We start from the raw sequence: 21893 nt of genomic DNA, 5'->3' as shown, positions 1-21893 counted from the left end.
CTTGTCCGCTCCGCGCCAGAAGCGAACAGTGTTATCAGTGGCGATTGATAAAACGTCAGCCCGTAGACCTTGTCTCACAGCACCTCAACCACTTCAAATTCTTCTGCGATCAACTCCATATCCTCAGAAAAATGACCTTCGGAGCTGAAAAATCTCTGATGCTCTTTCTTCCAGTATTCAAGGTTTAAATCGCCTTCACCTTCTTTGCGGGCGAATGCTTCAGTCACATCACAAAAACGAACCAGCTGCATCGAAATCAGTCTGATCACGCAAACTGGAACATTCTGGCCATCAAGAATAATGTTATAACTCCCTATCCTCGGGGCAGCTTTTTCCTGCTGGTAAGAGGCAAAAGATCCGCAAGAGGCCGTTTTTATCCCTTTTTTGATCAGGTCAGCAAGCTCGTTAGCCAGCTCCGGACTGTCACCCATTTGCCAGGCATCTGCGCCGGGATACTTCTTTTTTATTTCCTCAACCTCAACCATGAAAATCCCTTCGTTATCGTCAATGAAAAGAAATGGCATACCTTTTTAACATGAGCGGTCCCAACATTATCAGCGATATCTTTCTTTAGATAGTGTGGTCCGTTTTTCGCTCAAAACGGACCTTAAGGGCATTGAACGCGTTTGCTCTGCGCCAGAAACGGCAGTTAACTTCAAGACGAACCATAAAGTCGCCTGTCTTATTCAGACTGCCAGTAAAGCGGTGAACCGAACGCGTCGATGTAGTAATCGATAATCGCCCGCACGTTCAGCGGAGGGTGGCGGGCATTCGGATAGATTGCCGCGATATGCTGTGGCTCCGTTTTTATGGACCTATCCAGCTCCGGCAGCAGTTCGATAAGTTCGCCGCTCTTTAGCCGGTCTCCAATCAGCCAGTCAGGAAACAGCACAATCCCCATCCCTCCGAGTGCGGCAATCAGCAGGGTTTCAGCATTATTCGATGACATCAGGGGTGAGACAGGGTAGTGCACCCATTCCTCTCCGTGCCGGCGCAGCAGCCATTGGTTTGGTCCTGACGAACCGCGGTAGACCAGGCATTTATGCCGGGCGAGCTCTTCGGGCGATCCCAGCATGCCGTGCCGGCGGATATAATCCGGTGACGCGGCAAGATGATAGCACTGCTGGCCAAACACGCGCGCATGAAATGCGGAATCCATCAGCACGCCAATCCGGAAAATCACGTCAGCCGGCTCACGGTGCGGATCGATGTAATCATCAGTCAGCGTAAGCTCAATGCTGAGCTTCGGATATTGCTGCGCCAGGCCCGGTAACGCGGGTGCGACATGGCGCTGTCCAAAGAATACGGGTGCGTTTATGCGGACCATTCCGGAAGGCTCAAGCGTTCTCTCGTTGAGTTCCCGCCGTGCCTCCTCCATGCTGCCAGTCATCGCTCGCGCATAGCGGATAAAAAGATGGCCGCTTTCCGTCGGGATTATCGCCCGGGTATTGCGGTAAAAAAGCTGCTGGCCGAGCACATCCTCCATCTGATGGATGACCCGCGATACCTGAGAGGCCGATATCCCTTCCCGCCGGGCCACCACAGAGAAATTCTGCGTCTCATAGACGTCTATAAAAATCAGCAGGGCGCGAATACTGATGTTCCCAAGCTCATTCATTAATGCATATCCTGCACAGGTGTTTATCTCATTATGGCATTTTTCTCATCCATATTAAGCCGTAATCTCCTCCGCCTGGACTACTGGAGATGATTGTTATGCAGCTAATATTGATTTTTATCGTCATTGCCGGAGGCATGGGACTGTCCATAGAGGCAGGATTGCTCGGACCATTGGGTGGGGAGGTCGGTGACCTCTGGGCGACCTTCAGCATATTCGGCGTGGGCGCGGCGCTGACCTTTCTGCTGATGCTTTTTTTCAGCCCGCGCAACAGCCCGTCGTTCTTTGCGCAACCAGCGTGGCAGCTGCTTGGCGGCATGCTTGGGCCGATTTACGTCATCATCCTGACCGTGGTAACGCCGGCAATCGGCATCGCCATGACGATGATCGGCATCCTGGCAGGCCAGGTGTTCAAGAGCCTGATTATTGATCACTTCGGTCTGCTCGGTACGTCACGCAGGAAAATTGACAGTAAACGTATCATTGCGCTGATTTTCATTATTGCAGCGCTGGTTATGGTTGCACAGGGGTAAAGTAACATTATGACTATTATCATGATTCTGCTCGCCGTCGCCGGTGGCGCCATGCTGAGTATCCAGGCGGCTATCAATGGCCAGCTGGGCAGCAAGGTCGGCGTATTCAAAAGCGCGTTCCTGACATTTTCTGTCGGCGCCCTGGTGACGGGGCTGCTGATCTTTTTCTTCGAACCCAAACACACCCTGACGCTGATGGACGTGCCTAAATGGCAACTGCTGGGCGCAATGTTTGGTGTGCCTTATATCGTTATTATGGTACTGGCCGTCCAGCGTATTGGCGCGGCAGTGGCTACGGTCGCTGTCATTTTTGGTCAGTTGACCATGAGCATGCTGATCGATAACTTCGGCTGGCTTGGCAATGCGTCGATTCCATTCTCGCTGAGCCGAATCGGCGCCATTGTCTGCCTGGGTATCGCGCTGTTCTTCATTTACTCCAGCAGCAGGGCAAAAGCTGCCACGGCGAAAATCCCCCGCCAGCCATCGCCGGGGGGGAGCTGACGATTATTCCCAGCGTTTCAGCAGCAGGCTGGCGTTAACGCCGCCAAAGCCAAAACCGTTCGACAGCGCATAGCGCATCTTCTGCGGGCGGGCCTGCAGCGCCACCAGATTCATGCCTGCCGCCTCTTCATCGAGGTGATGCAGGTTCAGCGTCGGCGGCACCACCTGGTCACGCAGCGCCTGAATGGTGAAGATGGCCTCAATCCCGCCGGCCGCGCCTAACAGATGGCCGGTGGCGGATTTCGTCGAGGTAATGGCGACCGGATGCGCGCCAAACAGCGTTTTAATCGCCGCCAGCTCACCTTTATCACCGACCTGCGTCGAGGTAGCGTGGGCGTTGATATGATCAACCTCTTCGATGGTTACCCCGGCCTGGCGAAGGGCAGTTTCCATGGCCCGACGCGCGCCGTTCCCGTCTTCCGGGCCTGCGGTCAGGTGATAAGCATCTGCGCTGGTGCCGTAGCCGACCAGCTCGGCCAGCGGCGTGGCGCCGCGCGCCAGCGCGTGCTCCAGTGACTCGATCACGATAAGCCCCGCGCCTTCTCCCATCACAAATCCATCGCGGTCGCGGTCAAAGGGGCGGGAAGCGGCTTCCGGCTGGTCGTTGGAGGCGCTGGAGAGCGCCCTTGCCGCGGCAAACCCGGCCAGGCTAACGCGATGAATTGCCGCTTCCGCGCCGCCGCAGAGGGCAATATCCGCCTCGCCGCTGCGGATCATCCGCGCCGCATCGCCAATGGCCTGGGCACCCGCTGCGCAGGCGGTGACCGGCGCGCCGATGGGGCCCCGGAAGCCGTGAGCGATAGACACATGCCCGGCGGCCAGGTTGGCCAGAAAAGAGGGGATAGTGAACGGCGAGAGGCGACGCGGCCCGCGTTCATCGGTGGTATGTACCGCATTGGCGATCTCGCTGAAGCCGCCGATCCCGGTGGCGATCACCGTGGCGGTACGTTCCTGTTCGGCCGCAGATGCTGGCGACCAGCCGGCCTGGGTCAGCGCTTCACGGGCGGCGACCAGCGCAAACTCGATAAAGCGATCCATCTTTTTGCGCTCTTTCGCCGGGATGGTCGCCAGCGGGTCGAAGCCGTGCAGCGGATCGCTTTCAATGGACGGCACCTGGCCGGCCACTTTGCAGGGAATATCCGCGACCAGCTGCTCGCTGAGTCTGGTGATCCCTGACTTTCCTGCCAGCAGCGACTGCCAGACGTGCTGTACGCCGCAGCCCAGCGGGCTGACAATCCCCATCCCGGTGACGACAATGCGTTTAACGGAAACGCCCATAGTTTACTCTCCTGTAGTATCAGTGTGCCGGCGGCTTTTTCATCAAGGGAACCAGCAGCGCGGCAAGCAAAAAACCCATCATGATGAGGTAGAAAGCATCGGAAAAGGCCTGGGTTCGCGCCTCCCGCAGCGCCAGCGCGGAAAGATTTTTCAGCGCCGCCGTCTGCGCGGCATCCGGCGAGATCCCCTGGACGGTGAAGTTTGCCGCGCTGCGCTGAACAAAATCGCTCATCGCCAGGTTGGCGTTATTCAGATGGTCCGCCAGGCGGTTGTAGTGCAAATTGGTTCTGTCGTTAAGCACCGTGCCGCACAGGGCGATGCCGATAGCGCCTCCGAGGTTGCGCATGAGATTAAACAGCCCGGAGGCCAGCTTCAGGCGCGCGGGCGGCAGGCTGCCCAGCGTCAGGGTCACCGTTGGCGCGACGGCAAACTGCTGCGCCAGTCCACGAAAGGCCTGCGGGAGCAGCAACTGGTCCGCTCCCCAGTCATGGGTTATCGGGAGGAAGCTGTACATCGACACCGCAAAGCCGATCAGCCCGGCCATCAGCAGCCAGCGCAGGTCAACGCGGTTGGCCAGCCACGAATAAAACGGAATAGACATGACCTGGAACAAGCCGGTGGAAAATACCGCCAGGCCGATCTCCAGCGCGCTGAAACCCCGCACGCTACCCAGATACAGCGGAGTTAAATAGATGGTGGCGAAGATGCCGACGCCGGCCATAAACGAGAAATAGCAGCCGAGGCTGAAAGTTCGGTCCTGCAGGGCCCGCAGATCCATCACCGGCTGCGGATGGCGGAGGGTGCGGATAACAAAAGCCACGCCGCAGAACAGGGCGACCCAGGCGGTGGTCGTCAGGGTCGCGTCATCAAACCAGCCCCAGCGCGGACCTTCTTCGAGGGTATATTCCAGGCAGCCGAGGGACACGGCCAGCAGCAGAATACTGAGATAGTCGGCGCCGCGCAGCAGAGTGGGGTCGGCGCTGTCTACTTTCACCAGCAGCGGCACTGCCACCGCGATGTAAATCCCCGGAACAACGTTGATAAAGAACAGCCAGTGCCAGTTGTAGTTTTCGGTGATCCAGCCGCCCACCGTCGGGCCCAGCGTCGGGGCGAGGGAGGCCAGGCCGCCGATTGTCGCCGCGGCAATGACCCGCTGTTTGCCCTGAAAAAAGGCGAAAGCGGTGGTGAACACCAGGGGGATCATCGACCCGCCCGCCAGCCCCTGCAGGGCGCGGAAGGCGATCATACTCTGGATGTTCCATGCCCAGCCGCACAGCAGGCTCATCAGCGTGAAGCCCGCCGCGGAGGCGGCGAACAGCCAGCGGGTCGACATGACCCGAGACAGCCAGCCGGAAAGCGGGATAATAATGATCTCGGCGATCAGATAGCTGGTTTGTACCCAGACGGTCTCATCGTCGCCCGCCGACAGGCCACCGCCGATATCCCGCAGCGAGGCGGAGACGATCTGGATGTCGATAAGGGCGATAAACATCCCCACACACATGCTGGCGAAGGCAAAGATTTTCTTCGCCGTCGGCATCGACAGACCCTGCGGGGCGGACAGCGCCTGAGCGGTGCTCATCGAGGGCTCTTTTCATTCACGGTAACGATCACCGACAGTCCCGGGCGCAGGACGTCAAGCTTTGCCCCGTCACCTTCCAGCGCAATGCGAACCGGCACCCGCTGCACGATTTTAGTGAAATTCCCGGTCGCGTTCTCCGCCGGCAGAATGCTGAAGCGTGAGCCGGTCGCCGGCGCCAGGCTGGCGACATGGCCCTTAAAGGTATGGTTCGGCAGCACATCGGCGACGATGGTCACCGCCTGGCCGGCGCGCATATGCGCCAGCTGGTTTTCCTTGAAGTTGGCGTCAATCCACAGGCCGTGCGCGGGCACCAGGGAGAGCAGCTGCGTGCCGCTGCTGACGAAGGAGCCGGACCACGCGCGGCGGTTGCCAATCACCCCATCGAACGGCGCGCGAATGTCGGTATAGCTGAGGTTCAGCCTGGCCATCTCGAGGTTAGCCTGGGCCTGCGCCAGGGCAGCCAGGGTTTGCTGCTGGCGAGCATCCAGCACCGTCAGCTGACGTTCGGCCACGGTTTTATCCGCTTTGGCTTTCTCCTGCTCGGCATGCGCCCGGCGATAATCGGCGGAGGCGTTATCGCGGATCTGTGCGGAAATCGCGCTCGACGCGGCCAGGGCGTTATAGCGTCGGTTGTCGTTAGCCAGTTTTTCGGTTGCCGCCGTGGCGGCCAGTAACGAGGCCGTAGAGCCGGCAATGGTCGCCTGCTGTAGCTGGCGGGTAGCCTGAATATCGGCCAGCGCGGCCTGCTGCGCCGCCACTTCTCCGGCGGCTTTCGCGAGGGCGGCGCGGTAATCGCGGTCGTCAATGCGGATCAACAGGTCACCTTTTTTCACCGCCATATTGTCCTGCACCGCCAGCTGCTGGATATAGCCGGAGACTTTGCTGGAGATGGCGCTAATGTCGCCGCCAACATAGGCGTCATCGGTGGTCTGCAGAAAACGTCCGGTTTGCCACCAGTACGCGCCGTAGCTCGCTGCCGCCAGAACGGCGGAAAGGGCCGCCAGGACGAGGACGCTTTTCTTACTGGCCAGCTTCATGGTTGGCATCTCTGTAGGGTTCAGGCTGGAATTTTTGCCCGCTATCGCCTTCGCGTTTGCGCAGCAGATATTCATGACGATATTGCATCAGCGGCGAGGCTGCGGGGCCCGGCACCATGGCGTATTTACCGGGGGTAATCTCTTCCCCGGTCGCTTTATCCACCATGACTGGCTCCACGCGGCGCTGGGTGGCGGTTTCCACCAGCTGCATCTGACGGCCTTCGGGAGCGAAATGGCGGTTACCCCATTCCGCCAGCGCCAGCAATACCATGCGAAAATCGCGGCCGCGTTGCGTAAGGTGGTATTCGTAGCGCGGCGGGGTGCTGCTGTAGCAAACCTTCTCCAGCAGCCCGTCGTCGACCAGCGCCTTCAGGCGGCGCGACAGAATATTGGGCGCGACGTTACTGCTCTTCTGGAACTCGTCAAAGCGGGTAAAGCCCGCGAACGCGTCGCGCAGGATCATGATGCTCCAGCTGTCGCCGATGCGTCCCAGGCTGCGGGCGATGGGGCAGGGAGCGTGGCAAAGCGGTTCATTTTTCATGGGCTGTCCAGTAACAAGGTGGCTTTTGCCAGCAAATTGACATAGTCACTATCAAAATGCAAGTGACTATTTGTGGCAGCCAGGGGAGAAGCCGCTGCCGTTCCGCTACGTCGTTTCTCCCTTTGAACAGTCTCCGCCGCCTATATCTGCTTGACCGTAATAAGAGATAACTATCGCTGATGGCAGATGAAACATTTTAATAATGATAAAAATCGATGTGCTGGGTAATGACCTTTATTGGGGGATACGATATAAGGTATGGCGACACTCAAATTAACATTCTCATAACTTTTTAAGGTTAAATAAATGAAGCAGGTGGGTATTGTTGGCTGGCGGGGCATGGTTGGCTCAGTATTGTTGCAGCGCATGATCGAAGAAAATGATTTCGACGATATTTCAGCGCATTTTTTTAGTACCTCCAGTGCGGGTGCCGCTGGTCCGGTTATTAAAGGTAAAAGCGACAAACTGAAAGATGCGAATTCCCTTAGCGCCCTCGCCGAAATGGATATTATTATAACCTGTCAGGGCGGGGATTATACCAAAGCCATCTATCCTGCGTTAATTAACTCTGGCTGGCAAGGGTACTGGATTGACGCCGCTTCGGCGCTGCGGATGGATGACAACGCCTGCATTATTCTCGACCCGGTCAACCGCGATAATATCGATCGCGCGGTGAAAGCGGGAATGAAACTGTTTGTCGGCGGCAACTGCTCCATCACGCTGAGCCTGATGGGGCTGGCCGGGCTGATCAAGGCTGACCTGATTGAATGGATGAGCGTGATGACCTATCAGTCTGCCTCCGGGGCGGGCGCCAAACAGGTGCGGGAATTCATCGCGCAAAGCGCGTATATCAGTCAGCATTTATCTGCGGATGAACTGACGGCATCAGGTTCCGTGCTGCCTTTAGTCAATAAAGTGAGTGAGTTGATTAATAGCGCCGGCATGCCTGTGGAGAATTTTGGCGTCCCGCTGATGGGCAGCATCATTCCCTGGATCGACAGCGATCTTGGCGATGGAAACAGCCGCGAAGAATGGAAGGGCGAGGCGGAAACCAATAAAATTCTTGGCCTTGCACCCGGCACCATCCCGGTCAATGGCTTATGCATTCGGGTCGGCGTAATCCGCTGCCACAGCGCTGCCATTACCCTTAAACTGAAACGTGAGGTCAGCGAAGCGGAATTTGCTGAGTTAGTCACCCATTCCCATCCGTGGGTAAACTATATCCCCAATAATAAGCAAGAGAGTGTCAGTAAATTGACCCCGGCTGCTATTAGTGGTTCGTTGCAGGTAGGAATTGGCCGCTACAAGAAAATGTCGCTAAATAATGAACCCGTCTACTCGGTGTTAACGGTTGGCGATCAGCTATTGTGGGGCGCGGCGGAACCCCTGCGCCGCATGTTAAATATCCTGCAGGGCAAAATATAGTTAAGATTATTCGGGGAAAGCACTCGTTCGCTGGCGGCTAAGACAAACGTTTAACGAAGCGTTTGCGGACTTCCTTATAGCCGTTATTTTCATAAAATTGATGCGCTCTGATTCTTTTTTCACTGCTTGAAAGCTCAATATGAGCGCATTGTTTATCGCGGGCGAGGCGCTCTGCGGCATGGAGAAGCTGCTGGCCCTATCCCTGAACCCCGTGACGATTCCTCTATCACCAGCGCGGAAATTAATGCCCACAATCGGTTTTCATGTACCGGTAAGATAAAATTGATAACGACCACGCCACACACGGCGTTTTCTGCTTCAGCCACCAGCGTATGCATCATACTTTGGGGTTCAGTGATGCGTTGTTCTAAGATCGCCGTCTCCGTCTGATAGCCCAGCTGCAGAAATAGCGTTTTCAGCGCGGGGATATCTTTTGATTCAGCATCCCTGATTAACACCATGACCATCGTCTCCTCACGTATTGATACCGGGCGGGTGCGGGCCGGTGGATAGCCTCATTCCCCCGGCCCGCGTCAGTGTACGCCACTCAGTCCATCAGACTGACCTGAGCGGCGACAATCCGCCAGCCGTAGGGAAAGCGCACCCACGTTTGCTGCTGACGCCCAAGGCGCGCGCTGCCTTCGCGGGTAAACTCGGTGCTGCATACCGCCATGTCCGCGCCAAAGGTGGTGATGGTGGTATGGCGCAGGTCGCGGGCCAGACCGGCGGCGGGGCGGGTGGCGCGAAAGGCGCGGATCGCCTCAATGCCATACAGATTTTCGCCGGCCCCCAGCCGCACGGTGCGCGGGTCATGCCAGAACAACGCGTCCAGCGCCTCGATGTTATTGCTGACCAGCGCCTCTTCATACTGATAAAACGCCGCCGTCACCTCGGCGAGGATCGCCGGGCGGTCTACATTGTCCAGATTGATCATGCTGCACTCTCCGCCACTCGGGCATCGGTAACGCCCATCGCTTCCAGCGCCCGCGCGGCGCGAAGACAGGCTTGTTCGTTAAACGGCGCGGCTATCAGCTGCAGGCCAATCGGCTTGCCGCTGGCGGTACGCAGGGGCACGGTCACCACCGGCAGCCCGAGGAAGGAGATCGGCTGGGTCAGCATACCCATGCTGGCGCGCACCGGCAGCGGCTGGCCGTTAATCACCATCTCCTCGGCGCCAATCGGCGTAGCGCTGCATGGGGTGGCCGGGGCGATCAGCACGTCGGCCTGACTGAACAGGGATTTCATCGCCTGACGGGCATGACGGCGGAAGCGCTGGGCCTGCAGATACCACGCCGAGGGGATCATCGCCCCGGCCAGCAGCCGCTCGCGGGAGTGGGGTTCAAAGCGCTCGGGCGACTGGCGAAGATCCGGCAGATATTGATTGCCGCCTTCGCTGGCGCTGATGATAAAAGCCGCCGAGCGTGCCAGGGCGGCATCCGCGAACTGCAGCTCGCTGTCGGCGCCCAGCGCGTGGGCGACCCGATCCACGGCCGCCCGGGCGTCATCATCGCACCAGGTGGTGAAATAGCCCCCCAGCCGCGCGCAGCGCAGCCCCTCCAGTCCGCGCTCCAGCAGGTTGCCGGTGCGCTCGCTGGCTTTATCGGCCTGAAAGTCATCGGCCGGGTCGCGCCCCTGCAGGGCGTCATACACCGCGGCGAGGTCGGCCACCCGGCGGGCAAAGGGACCAATATGATCCAGACTGGCGACAAACGGATGGCTGCCGGAGCGGGAGAGGCGGCCGAAAGTGGGTTTCAGGCCAAAGATCCCGCACAGCGACGCGGGGACGCGGATCGAGCCGTTGGTGTCGCTGCCGAGGCTGAAATGGACCAGTCCGGCGGCCACCGCTGCGGCCGAACCGCCGGAGGAACCGCCGGCGATCCGCGTCAGATCGTGCGGGTTACGCGTCGCGCCATAGTGGCTGTTTTCGGTGGTGAAGCCGTAGGCGTAGGCATCCATATTGAGCATCCCGCTGAGCAGGGCGCCGGCGCTGTGCAGCTGGCGCACCGCCCAGCTGTCGCTGGCGGCCGGCGGCCGGTCGCTCAGCAGCTCCGCCCCGGCGAGGGTGGTGTGCCCGGCGACATCAAACAGATTTTTCACCGCATAGGGAATGCCAGCCAGCGGCGGCAAGGGGCGCTTTTCCCGGCGCAGGGCGTCGATGCTGTCGGCCTCCGCCAGCATGCGCTGGGCGGTGACCTCGGTCCAGGCGTTGATCTGCGGATTCACGCGGGCGATATCGTCCAGCGTCTGGCAGGCGATCTCCCGGGCGCTCAGTTCGCCATCGTGCAGCGCACGCTGGATCTCGGCGATGGTGAAATGGTGAAGTGTCATGCTTTATACACCCCCGCAATGTCGTCGCGCGGCCCGAGCGGATAGTCCATCAGCGGCTGCGCCATGGCGGCGATGCGGGCAAACTGGCGCTCCAGCTCCTCGCGGCGCGGCGCATCCAGCTCCATATCAAAAAGGTGAGTCATCTGCGTCAGATACTCGCTCCAGTCAGGCTGTGTGGTCATGGTCTGCTCCTTAGTATCCGGCGGCGGCGCCGTTGCTGCGTGGATCGGTAGCCCCTTCAAGCAGGCCGTTGGGATGGCGGACAATGGCCCCGGCGTGGCCCATCGCTTCGCTGAAATCGGCCAGCACTTCCACCTCGTGCCCCAGATCGCGCAGACGTGCGATGCAGGCGGGGGCAAAGCGTCCCTCCAGCTTCAGTGAATCCGAGGACTGGCCCCAGGTGCGGCCCAGCAGCCAGCGCGGACGGGAGATGCTCTCCTGCAGCGGCGCCCCCTGCAGGATATAGCGGGTAAACAGCGCGGCCTGGGTCTGCGGCTGACCGTCGCCGCCCATCGAGCCATAGACCATCACCCGGCCATCGTTCAGGCGCGCGGCGGCAGGGTTGAGGGTGTGGAATGGCTGTTTGCCAGGGGCCAGCGCCAGGAGATGCTGCGGATCGAGGCTGAAGGCCGCCCCGCGGTTTTGCCAGACGATCCCGGTGTCCGGGATCACCACGCCGCTGCCGAACTCGTGATAGATACTCTGAATAAACGACACTGCCAGTCCGCTGTTATCCACGACGCCCATCCAGACGGTATCGCCCGGGCCTTTACCGCCGCCCCAGGGGGAAGCGCTGGCGTCGTCGATGCTTTCGGCCAGCGGCTGCAGGGCTTCCGGGGTGAGCAACTGCTGTACATCCACATCCAGATGGCGCGGATCGGTGATATGCGCATCGCGCAGGGCAAACGCCCGCTTGGTGGCTTCGACGATACGGTGCACCGTTTGCGCCTCGTCGGCGTCGGCCATCTTCAGACGGTCGGTAATGCCAAGGATCGCCAGCGATACCAGCCCCTGCGTGGGTGGGGCAAGATTCCACAGCGTTCCCTGCTGGTGCTGGAGCGTCAGCGGCGCCGGACGCCGGGCGCGGTGGGCCTGCAGGTCGCCGAGGGTGACAGGCATCCCCAGCGCGGCCATCCCCTGGGCGAGACGTTCAGCCAGCGGACCGCGATAGAAAATGTCGAGACCGTCGCTGGCCAGCATGCGCAGGGTACCGGCGAGGGCGGGCTGGCGGAAGCGGCTGCCGGGCCGCGGGGCCTCGCCCGCGACCAGCCAGGTTTCGCTGAAGCCCGGCTGATGGCGCAGCTCTTCCAGTTTGCTGGCGGTGGCGTGGGCCTGCGAGGCGGTGACCGGAATGCCGTCTTCGGCATAACCGATCGCATCGGCCAGCAGGCGCGCCACCGGCAGCGCGCGGCCGGTTAAGTCCCGAGAAATACGCAGCGCCTCGTCCCAGCCGCTAACGGTGCCGGCGACGGTCAGCGCGGCCTGCGGCCCCCGGTGGGGGATATGCCGCTGACCGGCATAGGCCGCGAGGGTCGCCAGCGACCCGGCGGCCCCGCTGGCGTCAATGGCGATGGGGTCTCCCTCAGGCGGCACGATCAGCCAGAAACCATCCCCACCCAGGCCATTCATATGGGGATAGACGACGGCGATGGCCGCCGCGGCAGCCACCATCGCTTCAATGGCGCTGCCGCCCTCGCGCAGGATGGCCAGCGCGCTCTGGCTGGCGAGGTGGTGGGGAGCGACCGCCATGCCGTGGGTCGAAACGTTGCTACTGTGCATAAATTATCCTTTCTGAACGAATCACCCGCAGAACACTGCAAAAGCTGTTCCAGCTCTGAACGTTTCGTTTCATTGATAAAAACAATGACCGGAATTTTCCCGCTGGCACGCTATGTGTAAGGCATAGCAGATACAGTATGATGAGGGATGGACGATGAAACGAAAGTTACAGGGGCGCTATGCAACAACTCGATGAACGACTGAAAGGGCAATACGCCTCGCTGTCGCCGCAGGAACAGCGGGTGGCGGATTTCATCTTTGACCACTTTGATGACCTGATAAGCTACAACAGCGCCGAGCTGGCGCAGCTGAGCGGCGTATCGAAAGCCACCGTCAGCCGGCTGTTCAAGCGCCTGGGCTATGACAAATATAAGGACATGCGCGATGAACTGCGCACCCTGCGCCAGAGCGGGATGCCGTTGACTGATCAGCGCGACGCGGTGCAGGGTAACACGCTGCTGGCGCGTCATTATAAGCAGGAGATGGCGAACCTCACCCAATGGGTCAACGCCCTTGACGCGCGCCAGTTCGCCGAGGCGCTGACGGCGATGGTGGCCGCGCGCCGCATTGTGGTGATTGGCATGCGCAATGCCTATCCGGCGGCGCTGCACCTGCGCCAGCAGCTGCTGCAGGCTCGCGGTCAGGTGCTGGTGCTGCCCCAGCCGGGGCAGAGCCTCAGCGAAGAGCTGGTCGACCTGACCGCCGATGACCTGGTGGTGATGATGGCGTTTCGCCGGCGGCCGCGGATCGTCCGCCCGCTGCTGCTGCAGCTGCAGCGCGACGGGGTGCCGGTTCTGTTAATGTGCGAGCCGCAGGCCCACAGCCTGTTCCCGCTCTCCCGCTGGCAGCTCTGCGCGCCGCTGGACAGCGTCTCGGCTTACGACAGCTATGCCTCGGTCAACAGTCTGATCAATCTGCTGGCCAATGCCTTTCTGCATGAAACGCTCGACAGCGGTCGTCCGCGGATCCACGATATCGCTACGCTTTATCAGCAGCTGGACGAGCTGGAACAACGCTGATGGGGCGCCAGCGTGGTGCTGTGCATCAATATGGTGCATTTGGTTCCGCGTTCTGGCGCCGTCGATTTTTACTCTTCTGCTCCTTACTGCCTGTCCGTTCTCACTTTTTGCCTTAATTCCTCGCCAACCCGCGCATCGACCGTATCTGGCACATTAGTTGCAAAAACAGATTCAAAGAATCTTTTGTTTCATGCTAACGTAACGGGTAAACATCATGAAGAAACTGTTGATCGCACTGGCCGGGGCCGCTTGTCTCCTTTCGTCTGTTTCTGCTGCGCAGGCTGACCAGCTCCAGGATATTGAAAAACGCGGCGTCATCCGCATTGCCGTGCCCCAGGATTTTCCGCCGTTCGGCTCGGTGGGGACCGACCTGCAGCCGCAGGGGTATGACATCGATATGGCGCGCTATCTGGCGAAGTCGATGAAGCTCAAGCTGCAGCTGGTCCCGGTGACCAGCGCCAACCGCGTGCCGTATCTGCAGACCGATAAGGTGGACCTGGTGATCTCCAGCCTCGGCAAGAACGCCGAGCGCGAGAAAGTGATCGACTTCAGCCGCGCCTACGCCCCGTTCTTCCTCGGGGTGTTTGGCCCGAAAGGGGCGGAACTGAAGGACGCGGCCGCGCTGAGCGGTAAAAGCATCGGCGTGACCCGTGGGGCGGTGGAAGATATGGTGCTGACCAGCGTGGCGCCGCAGGCGGCGCAGATTAAGCGCTACGAGGACAATAACACCACGCTGTCGGCCTATCTGTCGGGCCAGGTGCAGTATGTCGCCACCGGTAACCTGGTGGTGGCGGCCATCTCCCGGCAGAACGCTGACAAAGCGCCGGTGCCGAGCTTTATGCTGAAGGACTCGCCGTGCTTTATCGGGCTGAAAAAGAACGAACCGGCGCTGAAGGAGAAAGTGGATACCCTGATCGAGCAGGGCATTAAGGACGGCACCCTCAACAGTTTGTCTGAGAAGTGGCTGAAAGCGCCGCTGCCTGCCAGCCTCGGCGCGTAAGGTCTGTGGATGACGGAGCAACTTCATTTTTCTGAGCTCTGGCCGCACTGGCCGGAGCTGCTGGCCGGTCTATGGGTGACGGTGCAGCTGACGGTGCTGGCGACGATCGGCGGACTGGCGATTGGGATCCTCGGGGCGGCGATCCGCAGCGGCCGCCCGGGCGTCCTCAGCCGGATCTGGGGCGGATATGTGGAAATCATCCGTAACACGCCGTTCGTGGTGCAGCTCTTTTTTATCGTTTTTGGTTTACCGAACCTGGGACTGAAGATGACCGCCGGCGAAGCGGCGCTGCTGGCGATGATGGTTAACCTTGGGGCTTACAGCACCGAGATCGTGCGCGCCGGCATCCAGGTGACGCCGAAAGGCCAGTGGGAGGCCGGACGCGTGCTCGGGCTCAGCCGGACGCAAACTTTCGTTCGGGTGGTGCTGCCCCCGGCGCTGCAGCGGATTTATCCGGCGCTGGTTAGCCAGTGCATCATCGTGATGCTCGGCTCGTCGGTGGTGTCGCAGGTCTCCTATGAGGAGCTGACCTTCGCCGCCAACCTGATCCAGTCGCGGACGTTTTTGAGCTTTGAGGTCTATCTGGTGACCACCGGGATCTACTTAGCGTTATCGATAGCGATGCGCCAGCTGCTGATGGCGGCGGGGCGTAAATGGCTGGGGGTGCAGGCATGATGACCACCTTTACCGACTGGGACATTATCCGCAACCTGCTGCTGGCCGGTCGCTGGACGGTGCTGCTGTCGCTGGTCGCGTTCACCGGCGGGGCGCTGGTGACCTTACCGCTGCTGCTGCTGCGCCTGACCGGCGGACGGCAGGTGAAACGGCTGATCCGCGGCTACGTCGAACTGTTTCAGGGGACGCCGCTGCTGATGCAGCTGTTTCTGGCATTTTTCGGCGTGGCGCTGTTCGGCATCGACGTCTCGGCATGGACCGCGGCGTCGGTGGCTCTGACGCTTTATACCAGCGCCTTTCTGCTGGATATCTGGTTCGGCAGCATTCGCGCGCTGCCGAAAGGCCAGTGGGAAGCCTCGCGCTGTCTCGGGCTGAGCTTCGGCCAGACCCTGTACCGGGTGGTGGCGCCGCAGGCGCTGCGCATCGCCATCGCGCCGACGGTGGGGTTCGCCGTGCAGGTGATCAAAGGCACGGCGCTGGCATCGATTATTGGCTTTGTGGAGCTGACCAAGGCAGGAACCATGCTGACCAACGTCACTTACCAGCCGTTTAAAGTGTTTGCCCTGGTGGCGCTGGGCTATTTCATTCTGTGCTATCCGCTGTCCCGCTACAGCCGTTATCTGGAGAACAAATTCAATGCCTCTCATCACCATTAATCAGATGCAGAAGTACTACGGCGACAACCATGTGCTGAAGGGCGTCGATCTGGATATCGACATGGGGGAAGTAATCTCGATCATCGGCCGCAGCGGCTCGGGCAAAAGCACCCTGCTGCGCTGCATCAATGGACTGGAGGGGTACCAGGAGGGGAGCATCAAGCTCGGGGGCATGACCATCACCGACCGCGATTCCCAGGCCCGGGAGATCAGCCGCTCCATCGGCATGGTGTTTCAGAACTTTAATCTCTTTCCGCACATGACGGCGCTGGAGAACGTCATGCTGGCCCCGCGGCGGGTGCTGAAGAAGTCTCAGGCCGAATGTCGCGAGCTGGCGCAGCGGATGCTGGAGAAGGTCGGTCTTGGCGATCGTCTGGATTACTATCCGGCCAACCTCTCCGGCGGCCAGCAGCAGCGCGTGGCCATCGCCCGGGCGCTGGCCATGTCGCCAAAAGTTTTACTCTGTGACGAAATCACTTCGGCGCTTGACCCGGAACTGGTGGGCGAAGTGCTGAAGGTACTGGAGCAGCTGGCGGCGGAAGGCATGACGCTGATCCTCGTCACCCATGAAATGAATTTTGCCCGCGAAGTGGGCGACCGCGTGGTGTTTATGCATCAGGGGCGCGTCTGGGAGCAGGGCGACAGCAAAACGCTGTTCGCCAGTCCGCAGACAACCGAACTGAAACAGTTTATCTCCTCGGTGCGCGGTCTTAACTAACGTAAGGAATGGCAGATGGATATCACTCAGTTTTCGCAAATTAACCCGCCGCAGCGCCTGCTGATGGGCCCGGGGCCGATCAACGCCGACCCGCGCGTGCTGCGCGCCATGGCGAGCCAGCTGGTGGGTCAGTACGATCCGGCGATGACCCACTACATGAATGAAGTAATGGCGCTGTACCGCGGCGTATTTCGCACCGAAAACCGCTGGACGATGCTGGTGGACGGCACCTCCCGCGCCGGTATCGAAGCGATTCTGGTGTCGGCGATCCGGCCGGGTGACAAGGTGCTGGTGCCGGTGTTCGGCCGGTTTGGTCATCTGCTGTGCGAGATTGCGCGCCGCTGCCGGGCAGAAGTACACACCATCGAGGTGCCGTGGGGGGAAGTCTTTACCCCGGACCAGGTTGAAGACGCGATCAAGCGCGTGCGACCGCGCCTGCTGCTCACCGTGCAGGGCGATACCTCGACCACCATGCTGCAGCCGCTGGCGGAGCTGGGAGAGATTTGTCGTCGCCACGATGTGCTGTTCTATACCGACGCCACCGCGTCGCTCGGCGGCAACCCGCTGGAAACCGACGCCTGGCAGCTGGACGCGGTGTCCGCCGGGATGCAGAAGTGCCTGGGCGGCCCCTCCGGCACCTCACCCATCACCCTCAGCCCACGGATGGAAGAGGTCATCCGCCGCCGCCGCTGCATTGAGCAGGGGATCCGCACCGATGCCCACCACGATGGCGTCGACGAGATGATCTACTCCAACTATTTCGATCTCGGCATGGTGATGGATTACTGGGGGCCGGAGCGCCTGAACCACCATACCGAAGCGACCTCAGCGCTGTTCGCCGCCCGGGAGTGCGCGCGCCTGATCCTTCAGGAGGGACTCGACAACGGCATCGCCCGCCACAAGCTGCACGGCGATGCGCTGCTGAAAGGGATCCAGGCGATGGGGCTCGAGACCTTTGGCGACCTGCGGCACAAAATGAATAACGTGCTGGGGGTGGTGATCCCCAACGGGATCAACGGCGATCAGGTGCGTAAGCTGATGCTGGAAGATTTCGGCATTGAGATTGGCACCTCGTTCGGCCCGCTGCACGGTAAAGTCTGGCGCATTGGCACCATGGGCTATAACGCGCGTAAAGACTGTGTGATGCAGACCCTCAGCGCGCTGGAGGCGGTCCTGAACTACCTCAAGTTCACCACCACCCAGGGCGCGGCGATGCAGGCGGCCTGGGATCACTACCGCACCGAGGCCACCCTATGAGTGATACCGTCCGCCAGCAGGCGGAGAGAGAGGCGGCCGCCAGCCGGGTGATGGCGCGCGCCGACCAGCTGGCCGCCCTCAGCGAAACCGCCGACGCCCTGACCCGGGTCTATCTGTCGCCGGAGCATCTGCAGGCCAACCAGCTGGTGGGCCAGTGGATGCAGGCCGCCGGCATGATGGTGTGGCAGGACAGCGTCGGTAATATCTGCGGTCGCTATGAAGGCGTGCAGGAGGGCGCGCCGGCGGTGCTGCTGGGCTCTCATCTCGACACCGTGCGCAACGCCGGGCGCTACGACGGCATGCTCGGCGTACTGGCGGCGATTGAGGTGGTTCAGCGTCTGCACCAGCAGGGGCGACGGCTGGCGAAGGCTATCGAGATCGTCGGCTTTGGCGATGAAGAGGGTACCCGCTTCGGCATCACCCTGCTGGGCAGCCGCGGCGTTACCGGCACCTGGCCCGAAAGCTGGCTGTCACAGTGCGATGCCGACGGGGTGAGCGTCGCCCAGGCGCTGGTGAATGCCGGACTCGATCCGGCGCGGATCGCCCATGCCGCCCGCAACCCGCAGGATATCGCCGCCTATCTCGAACTGCATATCGAGCAGGGGCCGTGCCTGGAGCAGGCGGGTCTGGCGCTCGGCGTGGTGGAGGCGATTAACGGCGCCCGCCGCCTGACCTGCCGCTTTACCGGCGAAGCCGGCCATGCCGGCACGGTGCCGATGCTCCATCGTAAGGACGCGCTCGCCGCGGCGGCGGAATGGATGGTGCAGGTGGAAAGCCTGACCCGGCAGCGCGGCGGCAACCTGGTGGCGACGGTCGGCACCCTGCGCTGTGCGCCGGGCGCGGTGAACGTGATTCCGGGCGAGGTGCAGCTGACGCTGGATATTCGCGGCCCGCAGGATGCACCGCTTGCGGCGCTGCTGGAAGAGCTGCTGGCGCAGGCGCAGGCCATTGCCGGGCGCCGCCAGCTGAGCTTCACCGCCGAGGAGTATTACCGTATCGCCGCCACCGCCTGCGACAGTCAACTGCAGGCGGTTCTGAGCGAGGCGGTGACGGCGGTGCAGGGGCGTTCACTGACGCTGCCGAGCGGCGCAGGGCATGACGCCATCGCCATCGCCGAGCGCTGGCCATCGGCCATGCTGTTTGTGCGCTGCCTGGGGGGCGTCAGCCATCACCCGGCGGAGTCGGTCACCGCCGCCGACGTCGGGCTGGCTATCGACGCGTTCTCCCGGGCGGTAGAGAAGGTAGCTGACGCCTGATCGCGCCGGTTACCGTGCCCCGGCTGGCGGTTTCACACCGCCAGCTGGTTGACTACCTCGGCGACGGAGGCGATGGCATGGATGTTGCCGATCCCCGCCCCCAGCGAGATATACCCCTCATCGGTATTCCCCTCCAGCATGCCCAGCCGCATTCCGCGCAGACCGCCCATCGCCTGGGCCAGCTCGGCCTTTGAGGCTCCGGCCCGGTCCATGGCCACCAGCTTGTCGCTCAGTTTGCCAGGCAGGGCGCGGTAGTAGTCCGGCAGCGTGCGAAACAGCCGCAGATCCAGGCCGTTGGCGGCGAGAATTTTCGCTTTCACCGAGTCGGGAACGCGACTTTCGACGGTGCTGATGAATACCGAACCGGCGAAGACGCCTTCCGCGCCGAGGGCGTGAGCAGCGCGCGCTCCCCGGGCGTCGGTGATGCCCCCCGCGGCCATCACCGGAACCCGCTGAACAGCGTCAACGATCAGCGGGACGATAGTGAAGGTCCCCATTGCGGTAGCCGGCAGCGTGCCGCCTTCGTCAAAGCCGGTGGCGACGATGATGTCCGCTCCGGCCTGCTCCGCGCGACGGCTGTTCTCCGGCGTCGGGTTAATATCGCGGTAGATAATGGTGATCCCGGCGGTTTTCAGCTCATCGAACAGCGCCGGTTTTAACGAACCGTCTCCGTAGCCGGTGTAGACCACCACCTTAACGCCTTCCTCTTTGATCACCGGCAGGATCGCCGGCGTCCAGATGTCGTTTTCCGCCGTCGGGATCAGGTTGACGCCAAAGGGTTTCTCGGTCAGCTGTTTGGTTTTGCGGATCTCTTCGCGCATTTTCTCTGCCGTCGCCTCCGGCGTGGAGACGGCGGTTGCCGCCGTCAGGCCGGCGTTCGGGCCCAGCACCCCGAGACCACCGGCGTTGCCGACGGCCGCCACCAGACGAGCATCGGTCAGCCAGGAGAGCGGGCCCTGGACTACCGGTTTTTCAATACCCAAAATGCGGGCCACACGGTTAGTTTGCATGATATTTTTCCTTGTTCGTTAATGAGTTATCAATTTCTTCGCCCCAGCGATGCGGCAATGAGGGCAGTGTAGGCGCCTTTATTGTTTTAAAAAATGAGCAAAAACTTTCATCACTGTTATTAAATTGGTAATAATTGAGACAGGCGAAGAGACGGGGAACGAGCCGTTATGCAGATGAATCTGTTTGAAAATATTAAAATCTTTATTGAAATCGTCGACGCCGGCAGCTTTGCCCAGGCGGCGGAAAATTTGCAGATCCACCGGCCGGCGGTGACCAAAGCGCTGCAGCAGCTGGAGCGGGAGAGCGGTGTCAGGTTGCTGCAGCGCACCACCCGCCGCCTGTATCTCACGCCGGAAGGAGAAGAGTTTTATCGTCGCAGTAAACCGCTGCTCTCCCAGGCCGACGATCTGCTGGAGTCGTTCGCGCCGGACCGGCCGATCCGCGGCCAGCTACGCGTCGATATGCCAATCGCTTTTGCGCGGCTGCTGGTGATCCCGCATCTGGCGGGTTTTTATCAGGCCCATCCGGAGGTGGAAATTGTCCTCAGTAGCTCCGATGTGCGCCGGGATATGCTGCGCGATGGCCTGGATTGTCTGCTGCGGGTGGGGGATCTGGAGGATGGCGACTATGTGGCGCGCTCGCTGGGGGAGGTGGCGTTAACCACCTGCGCGAGTCCCGCGTATCTGGCTCGCTATGGAGCGCCCGCCACGCTGGAGGAACTGCAGTCGCACCTGGCGGTGAACTGGGTAAACAGCAGCAGCCGACAGATTATGCCCTGGCGATTCCAGACCCCGCAGGGCATCAGGCAGATCGCCATCCCCGGTAAACTGGTGCTGGACAACTCAGAAGTTTTTACCTCCGCCGGGCTGGCAGGGCTGGGCATGCTGCAGGGAATGCGATTCTTTCTACAACCCTATATCGACAGTGGGGAGCTGGTAGAAATTCTGCCGGACTTCCCGGCGCCGCGTCGGCCACTGTCGCTGCTCTATCCGCACCGGCATCTCTCGCATAAGGTGCGGGTGTTTGCCGAGTGGCTGCAGGGGCTGGTGGCGACGCTGGATCGACCGGTGTCGCCTTGACTCTGGTGGCTGAGCGTTTATATATAAAATGTGAATGCTATTAAGGCAATAAATCACAAGGCTGGATAATGACTCAACCTGTAAGGGAATGCTGATGAAACTCTGGAATAAAACACTGCTTGCTTCCGCCCTTTGCCTGACCCTGTTTGGCTGCGACGATGCGTCGAAAGTGGATAACAAACTGGATAAGGCCAAAGATAATGCGGAGCAGATGAAGGATGCCGCGGCGGACAAAGCCCAGGCGATTAAGCAGGATGCGGATAAGCAAATTGATACGCTGAAAAGCCAGGCCGACGCCGAGGCCGATCGTCTGAAGGATCAGGCCAGCGCCATCAAGGCGGAGGCGGACAAGAAAGCGGATGCCATCGCCCAGCAGGCGAAAGCCCAGGCCGATGCGGTGAAGCAGAACGCAAAGCAGGAAAGTGACCGCATAGTCAAAGAGGCGGGTCAGATTAAAGACAACGCCATCGGTGACGCCAATCAGCTTTCGGCGGAAGCGGCGAGCAAAACCAAAGCCATTCAGGACAGTATCGCGAAGGATAAACAGAACACCACGCCACCGCCCGCCCAGCAGTAACTCGCGGTGTTTGCCGGGCCGTC

At 60.8% G+C, this 21893-nt stretch carries 23 protein-coding genes and 2 pseudogenes; 12 read left to right on the top strand and 13 right to left on the bottom strand.

What is annotated here, in order from left to right:
• Positions 1-74: 74 nt before the first annotated feature.
• Together ABLU73_RS16795 and ABLU73_RS16790 are read right to left on the bottom strand one after the other, a co-directional pair.
• Positions 75-431, bottom strand: a complete 357-nt coding sequence (locus tag ABLU73_RS16795; protein ID WP_264924099.1) for an ASCH domain-containing protein — start codon at positions 429-431, stop codon at positions 75-77.
• Positions 432-682: 251 nt separating this feature from the next.
• On the bottom strand, positions 683-1618 hold the full coding sequence (locus ABLU73_RS16790; RefSeq protein WP_064189648.1) for a LysR family transcriptional regulator: 936 nt from the start codon (positions 1616-1618) through the stop codon (positions 683-685).
• A 98-nt stretch (positions 1619-1716) separates the two neighbouring features.
• Between ABLU73_RS16790 and ABLU73_RS16785 the strand changes: the two genes are divergently transcribed.
• Complete coding sequence (locus ABLU73_RS16785; RefSeq protein ID WP_264924100.1) at positions 1717-2151, top strand: DMT family transporter; 435 nt, start codon at positions 1717-1719, stop codon at positions 2149-2151.
• 9 nt (positions 2152-2160) lie between these two features.
• The gene (locus ABLU73_RS16780; RefSeq protein WP_002905492.1) at positions 2161-2652 is read left to right on the top strand and encodes a DMT family transporter; all 492 of its coding nucleotides are present in this window, start codon (positions 2161-2163) and stop codon (positions 2650-2652) included.
• Between the two features lie 3 nt (positions 2653-2655).
• Here the strand turns inward: ABLU73_RS16780 and fabF are convergent, their stop codons facing one another.
• The 5 genes and pseudogenes from fabF to ABLU73_RS16755 all read right to left on the bottom strand — a co-directional run.
• A complete protein-coding gene (gene fabF, locus ABLU73_RS16775; protein WP_135712059.1) occupies positions 2656-3930 on the bottom strand; it encodes a beta-ketoacyl-ACP synthase II in 1275 nt (424 codons plus the stop codon).
• A 19-nt stretch (positions 3931-3949) separates the two neighbouring features.
• Positions 3950-5512, bottom strand: coding sequence for a DHA2 family efflux MFS transporter permease subunit (locus ABLU73_RS16770; protein ID WP_264924037.1), 1563 nt, complete (start codon positions 5510-5512; stop codon positions 3950-3952).
• Complete coding sequence (locus tag ABLU73_RS16765; protein ID WP_004205823.1) at positions 5509-6549, bottom strand: HlyD family secretion protein; 1041 nt, start codon at positions 6547-6549, stop codon at positions 5509-5511. Before ABLU73_RS16765 ends, ABLU73_RS16770 begins: the two co-directional genes overlap by 4 nt.
• Positions 6533-7090 carry a helix-turn-helix domain-containing protein gene (locus ABLU73_RS16760; protein ID WP_130947557.1) on the bottom strand — a complete coding sequence of 186 codons (558 nt, stop codon included), beginning with the start codon at positions 7088-7090 and terminating at the stop codon, positions 6533-6535. The genes ABLU73_RS16765 and ABLU73_RS16760 overlap by 17 nt, the downstream gene beginning before the upstream one ends.
• A pseudogene (locus ABLU73_RS16755) lies at positions 7087-7206 on the bottom strand (hypothetical protein); the annotation flags it as partial. The gene ABLU73_RS16760 and the pseudogene ABLU73_RS16755, both read right to left, overlap by 4 nt.
• Positions 7207-7396: 190 nt before the next feature.
• Between ABLU73_RS16755 and asd the strand changes: the two are divergent.
• Entirely contained in the window at positions 7397-8515 is a 1119-nt protein-coding gene (gene asd, locus ABLU73_RS16750; RefSeq protein WP_264924041.1) for an aspartate-semialdehyde dehydrogenase, read from the top strand.
• Positions 8516-8552: 37 nt separating this feature from the next.
• Here the strand turns inward: asd and ABLU73_RS16745 are convergent.
• The 5 genes and pseudogenes from ABLU73_RS16745 to hpxW all read right to left on the bottom strand — a co-directional run bounded on the left by ABLU73_RS16745 (position 8553) and on the right by hpxW (position 12622).
• Positions 8553-8976 (bottom strand): annotated as a pseudogene (locus ABLU73_RS16745) (GNAT family N-acetyltransferase).
• A gap of 86 nt (positions 8977-9062) precedes the next feature.
• On the bottom strand, positions 9063-9449 hold the full coding sequence (gene hpxZ, locus ABLU73_RS16740; RefSeq protein ID WP_049093212.1) for an oxalurate catabolism protein HpxZ: 387 nt from the start codon (positions 9447-9449) through the stop codon (positions 9063-9065).
• Positions 9446-10843 carry an AtzE family amidohydrolase gene (locus ABLU73_RS16735; protein WP_099441759.1) on the bottom strand — a complete coding sequence of 466 codons (1398 nt, stop codon included), beginning with the start codon at positions 10841-10843 and terminating at the stop codon, positions 9446-9448. The genes hpxZ and ABLU73_RS16735 overlap by 4 nt, the downstream gene beginning before the upstream one ends.
• Complete coding sequence (gene hpxX / locus ABLU73_RS16730; RefSeq protein ID WP_004205830.1) at positions 10840-11025, bottom strand: oxalurate catabolism protein HpxX; 186 nt, start codon at positions 11023-11025, stop codon at positions 10840-10842. Before hpxX ends, ABLU73_RS16735 begins: the two co-directional genes overlap by 4 nt.
• A 10-nt stretch (positions 11026-11035) precedes the next feature.
• Positions 11036-12622 carry an oxamate amidohydrolase gene (gene hpxW, locus ABLU73_RS16725; RefSeq protein ID WP_348850309.1) on the bottom strand — a complete coding sequence of 529 codons (1587 nt, stop codon included), beginning with the start codon at positions 12620-12622 and terminating at the stop codon, positions 11036-11038.
• A 179-nt stretch (positions 12623-12801) separates the two neighbouring features.
• On the opposite strand from hpxW, the gene hpxU reads away from it, so the two are divergent.
• The 7 genes from hpxU to hpxK all read left to right on the top strand — a co-directional run bounded on the left by hpxU (position 12802) and on the right by hpxK (position 19203).
• Complete coding sequence (hpxU, locus tag ABLU73_RS16720) at positions 12802-13641, top strand: MurR/RpiR family transcriptional regulator HpxU (protein ID WP_264924047.1); 840 nt, start codon at positions 12802-12804, stop codon at positions 13639-13641.
• Between the two features lie 214 nt (positions 13642-13855).
• The gene (locus tag ABLU73_RS16715) at positions 13856-14641 is read left to right on the top strand and encodes a transporter substrate-binding domain-containing protein (protein ID WP_064187216.1); all 786 of its coding nucleotides are present in this window, start codon (positions 13856-13858) and stop codon (positions 14639-14641) included.
• A gap of 9 nt (positions 14642-14650) precedes the next feature.
• Entirely contained in the window at positions 14651-15316 is a 666-nt protein-coding gene (locus tag ABLU73_RS16710; RefSeq protein ID WP_109882650.1) for an amino acid ABC transporter permease, read from the top strand.
• Complete coding sequence (locus ABLU73_RS16705; RefSeq protein WP_002905295.1) at positions 15316-15972, top strand: amino acid ABC transporter permease; 657 nt, start codon at positions 15316-15318, stop codon at positions 15970-15972. The genes ABLU73_RS16710 and ABLU73_RS16705 overlap by 1 nt, the downstream gene beginning before the upstream one ends.
• Positions 15953-16690 carry an amino acid ABC transporter ATP-binding protein gene (locus tag ABLU73_RS16700; RefSeq protein WP_002905293.1) on the top strand — a complete coding sequence of 246 codons (738 nt, stop codon included), beginning with the start codon at positions 15953-15955 and terminating at the stop codon, positions 16688-16690. Before ABLU73_RS16705 ends, ABLU73_RS16700 begins: the two co-directional genes overlap by 20 nt.
• Before the next feature lie 15 nt (positions 16691-16705).
• Positions 16706-17947 carry an alanine--glyoxylate aminotransferase family protein gene (locus tag ABLU73_RS16695; RefSeq protein ID WP_004205834.1) on the top strand — a complete coding sequence of 414 codons (1242 nt, stop codon included), beginning with the start codon at positions 16706-16708 and terminating at the stop codon, positions 17945-17947.
• The gene (gene hpxK, locus ABLU73_RS16690) at positions 17944-19203 is read left to right on the top strand and encodes an allantoate amidohydrolase (RefSeq protein ID WP_004205837.1); all 1260 of its coding nucleotides are present in this window, start codon (positions 17944-17946) and stop codon (positions 19201-19203) included. Before ABLU73_RS16695 ends, hpxK begins: the two co-directional genes overlap by 4 nt.
• A 32-nt stretch (positions 19204-19235) precedes the next feature.
• Here the strand turns inward: hpxK and ABLU73_RS16685 are convergent, their stop codons facing one another.
• Positions 19236-20213: a nitronate monooxygenase gene (locus tag ABLU73_RS16685; protein ID WP_017900276.1), complete on the bottom strand. Its 978-nt coding sequence runs from the start codon at positions 20211-20213 to the stop codon at positions 19236-19238.
• 174 nt (positions 20214-20387) lie between these two features.
• On the opposite strand from ABLU73_RS16685, the gene ABLU73_RS16680 reads away from it, so the two are divergent.
• Complete coding sequence (locus ABLU73_RS16680; RefSeq protein WP_264924101.1) at positions 20388-21293, top strand: LysR family transcriptional regulator; 906 nt, start codon at positions 20388-20390, stop codon at positions 21291-21293.
• Positions 21294-21381: 88 nt separating this feature from the next.
• Positions 21382-21870, top strand: coding sequence for a hypothetical protein (locus ABLU73_RS16675; protein WP_004205841.1), 489 nt, complete (start codon positions 21382-21384; stop codon positions 21868-21870).
• Positions 21871-21893: the final 23 nt, after the last annotated feature.

Source organism: Klebsiella sp. GG_Kp175, from assembly GCF_040062325.1.
Classification (GTDB): Bacteria; Pseudomonadota; Gammaproteobacteria; order Enterobacterales; family Enterobacteriaceae; genus Klebsiella; species Klebsiella quasipneumoniae.
Note: the sequence above shows the minus strand (reverse complement) of the source record. Positions and strands in the feature narration are given on the sequence as shown.

Coding starts and splice junctions, on each gene's coding strand:
- ABLU73_RS16695 (WP_004205834.1), top strand. CDS start 16,706: ATGGATATCACTCAGTTTTCGCAAATTAACCCGCCGCAGCGCCTGCTG.
- ABLU73_RS16790 (WP_064189648.1), bottom strand. CDS start 1,618: ATGAATGAGCTTGGGAACATCAGTATTCGCGCCCTGCTGATTTTTATA.
- asd (WP_264924041.1), top strand. CDS start 7,397: ATGAAGCAGGTGGGTATTGTTGGCTGGCGGGGCATGGTTGGCTCAGTA.
- ABLU73_RS16785 (WP_264924100.1), top strand. CDS start 1,717: ATGCAGCTAATATTGATTTTTATCGTCATTGCCGGAGGCATGGGACTG.
- ABLU73_RS16770 (WP_264924037.1), bottom strand. CDS start 5,512: ATGAGCACCGCTCAGGCGCTGTCCGCCCCGCAGGGTCTGTCGATGCCG.
- ABLU73_RS16735 (WP_099441759.1), bottom strand. CDS start 10,843: ATGACACTTCACCATTTCACCATCGCCGAGATCCAGCGTGCGCTGCAC.
- ABLU73_RS16675 (WP_004205841.1), top strand. CDS start 21,382: ATGCTGATGAAACTCTGGAATAAAACACTGCTTGCTTCCGCCCTTTGC.
- ABLU73_RS16795 (WP_264924099.1), bottom strand. CDS start 431: ATGGGTGACAGTCCGGAGCTGGCTAACGAGCTTGCTGACCTGATCAAA.
- hpxW (WP_348850309.1), bottom strand. CDS start 12,622: ATGCACAGTAGCAACGTTTCGACCCACGGCATGGCGGTCGCTCCCCAC.
- ABLU73_RS16705 (WP_002905295.1), top strand. CDS start 15,316: ATGACCACCTTTACCGACTGGGACATTATCCGCAACCTGCTGCTGGCC.
- ABLU73_RS16680 (WP_264924101.1), top strand. CDS start 20,388: ATGAATCTGTTTGAAAATATTAAAATCTTTATTGAAATCGTCGACGCC.
- ABLU73_RS16765 (WP_004205823.1), bottom strand. CDS start 6,549: ATGAAGCTGGCCAGTAAGAAAAGCGTCCTCGTCCTGGCGGCCCTTTCC.
- hpxU (WP_264924047.1), top strand. CDS start 12,802: ATGCAACAACTCGATGAACGACTGAAAGGGCAATACGCCTCGCTGTCG.
- fabF (WP_135712059.1), bottom strand. CDS start 3,930: ATGGGCGTTTCCGTTAAACGCATTGTCGTCACCGGGATGGGGATTGTC.
- ABLU73_RS16700 (WP_002905293.1), top strand. CDS start 15,953: ATGCCTCTCATCACCATTAATCAGATGCAGAAGTACTACGGCGACAAC.
- ABLU73_RS16715 (WP_064187216.1), top strand. CDS start 13,856: ATGAAGAAACTGTTGATCGCACTGGCCGGGGCCGCTTGTCTCCTTTCG.
- hpxK (WP_004205837.1), top strand. CDS start 17,944: ATGAGTGATACCGTCCGCCAGCAGGCGGAGAGAGAGGCGGCCGCCAGC.
- ABLU73_RS16710 (WP_109882650.1), top strand. CDS start 14,651: ATGACGGAGCAACTTCATTTTTCTGAGCTCTGGCCGCACTGGCCGGAG.
- ABLU73_RS16760 (WP_130947557.1), bottom strand. CDS start 7,090: ATGAAAAATGAACCGCTTTGCCACGCTCCCTGCCCCATCGCCCGCAGC.
- ABLU73_RS16685 (WP_017900276.1), bottom strand. CDS start 20,213: ATGCAAACTAACCGTGTGGCCCGCATTTTGGGTATTGAAAAACCGGTA.
- ABLU73_RS16780 (WP_002905492.1), top strand. CDS start 2,161: ATGACTATTATCATGATTCTGCTCGCCGTCGCCGGTGGCGCCATGCTG.
- hpxX (WP_004205830.1), bottom strand. CDS start 11,025: ATGACCACACAGCCTGACTGGAGCGAGTATCTGACGCAGATGACTCAC.
- hpxZ (WP_049093212.1), bottom strand. CDS start 9,449: ATGATCAATCTGGACAATGTAGACCGCCCGGCGATCCTCGCCGAGGTG.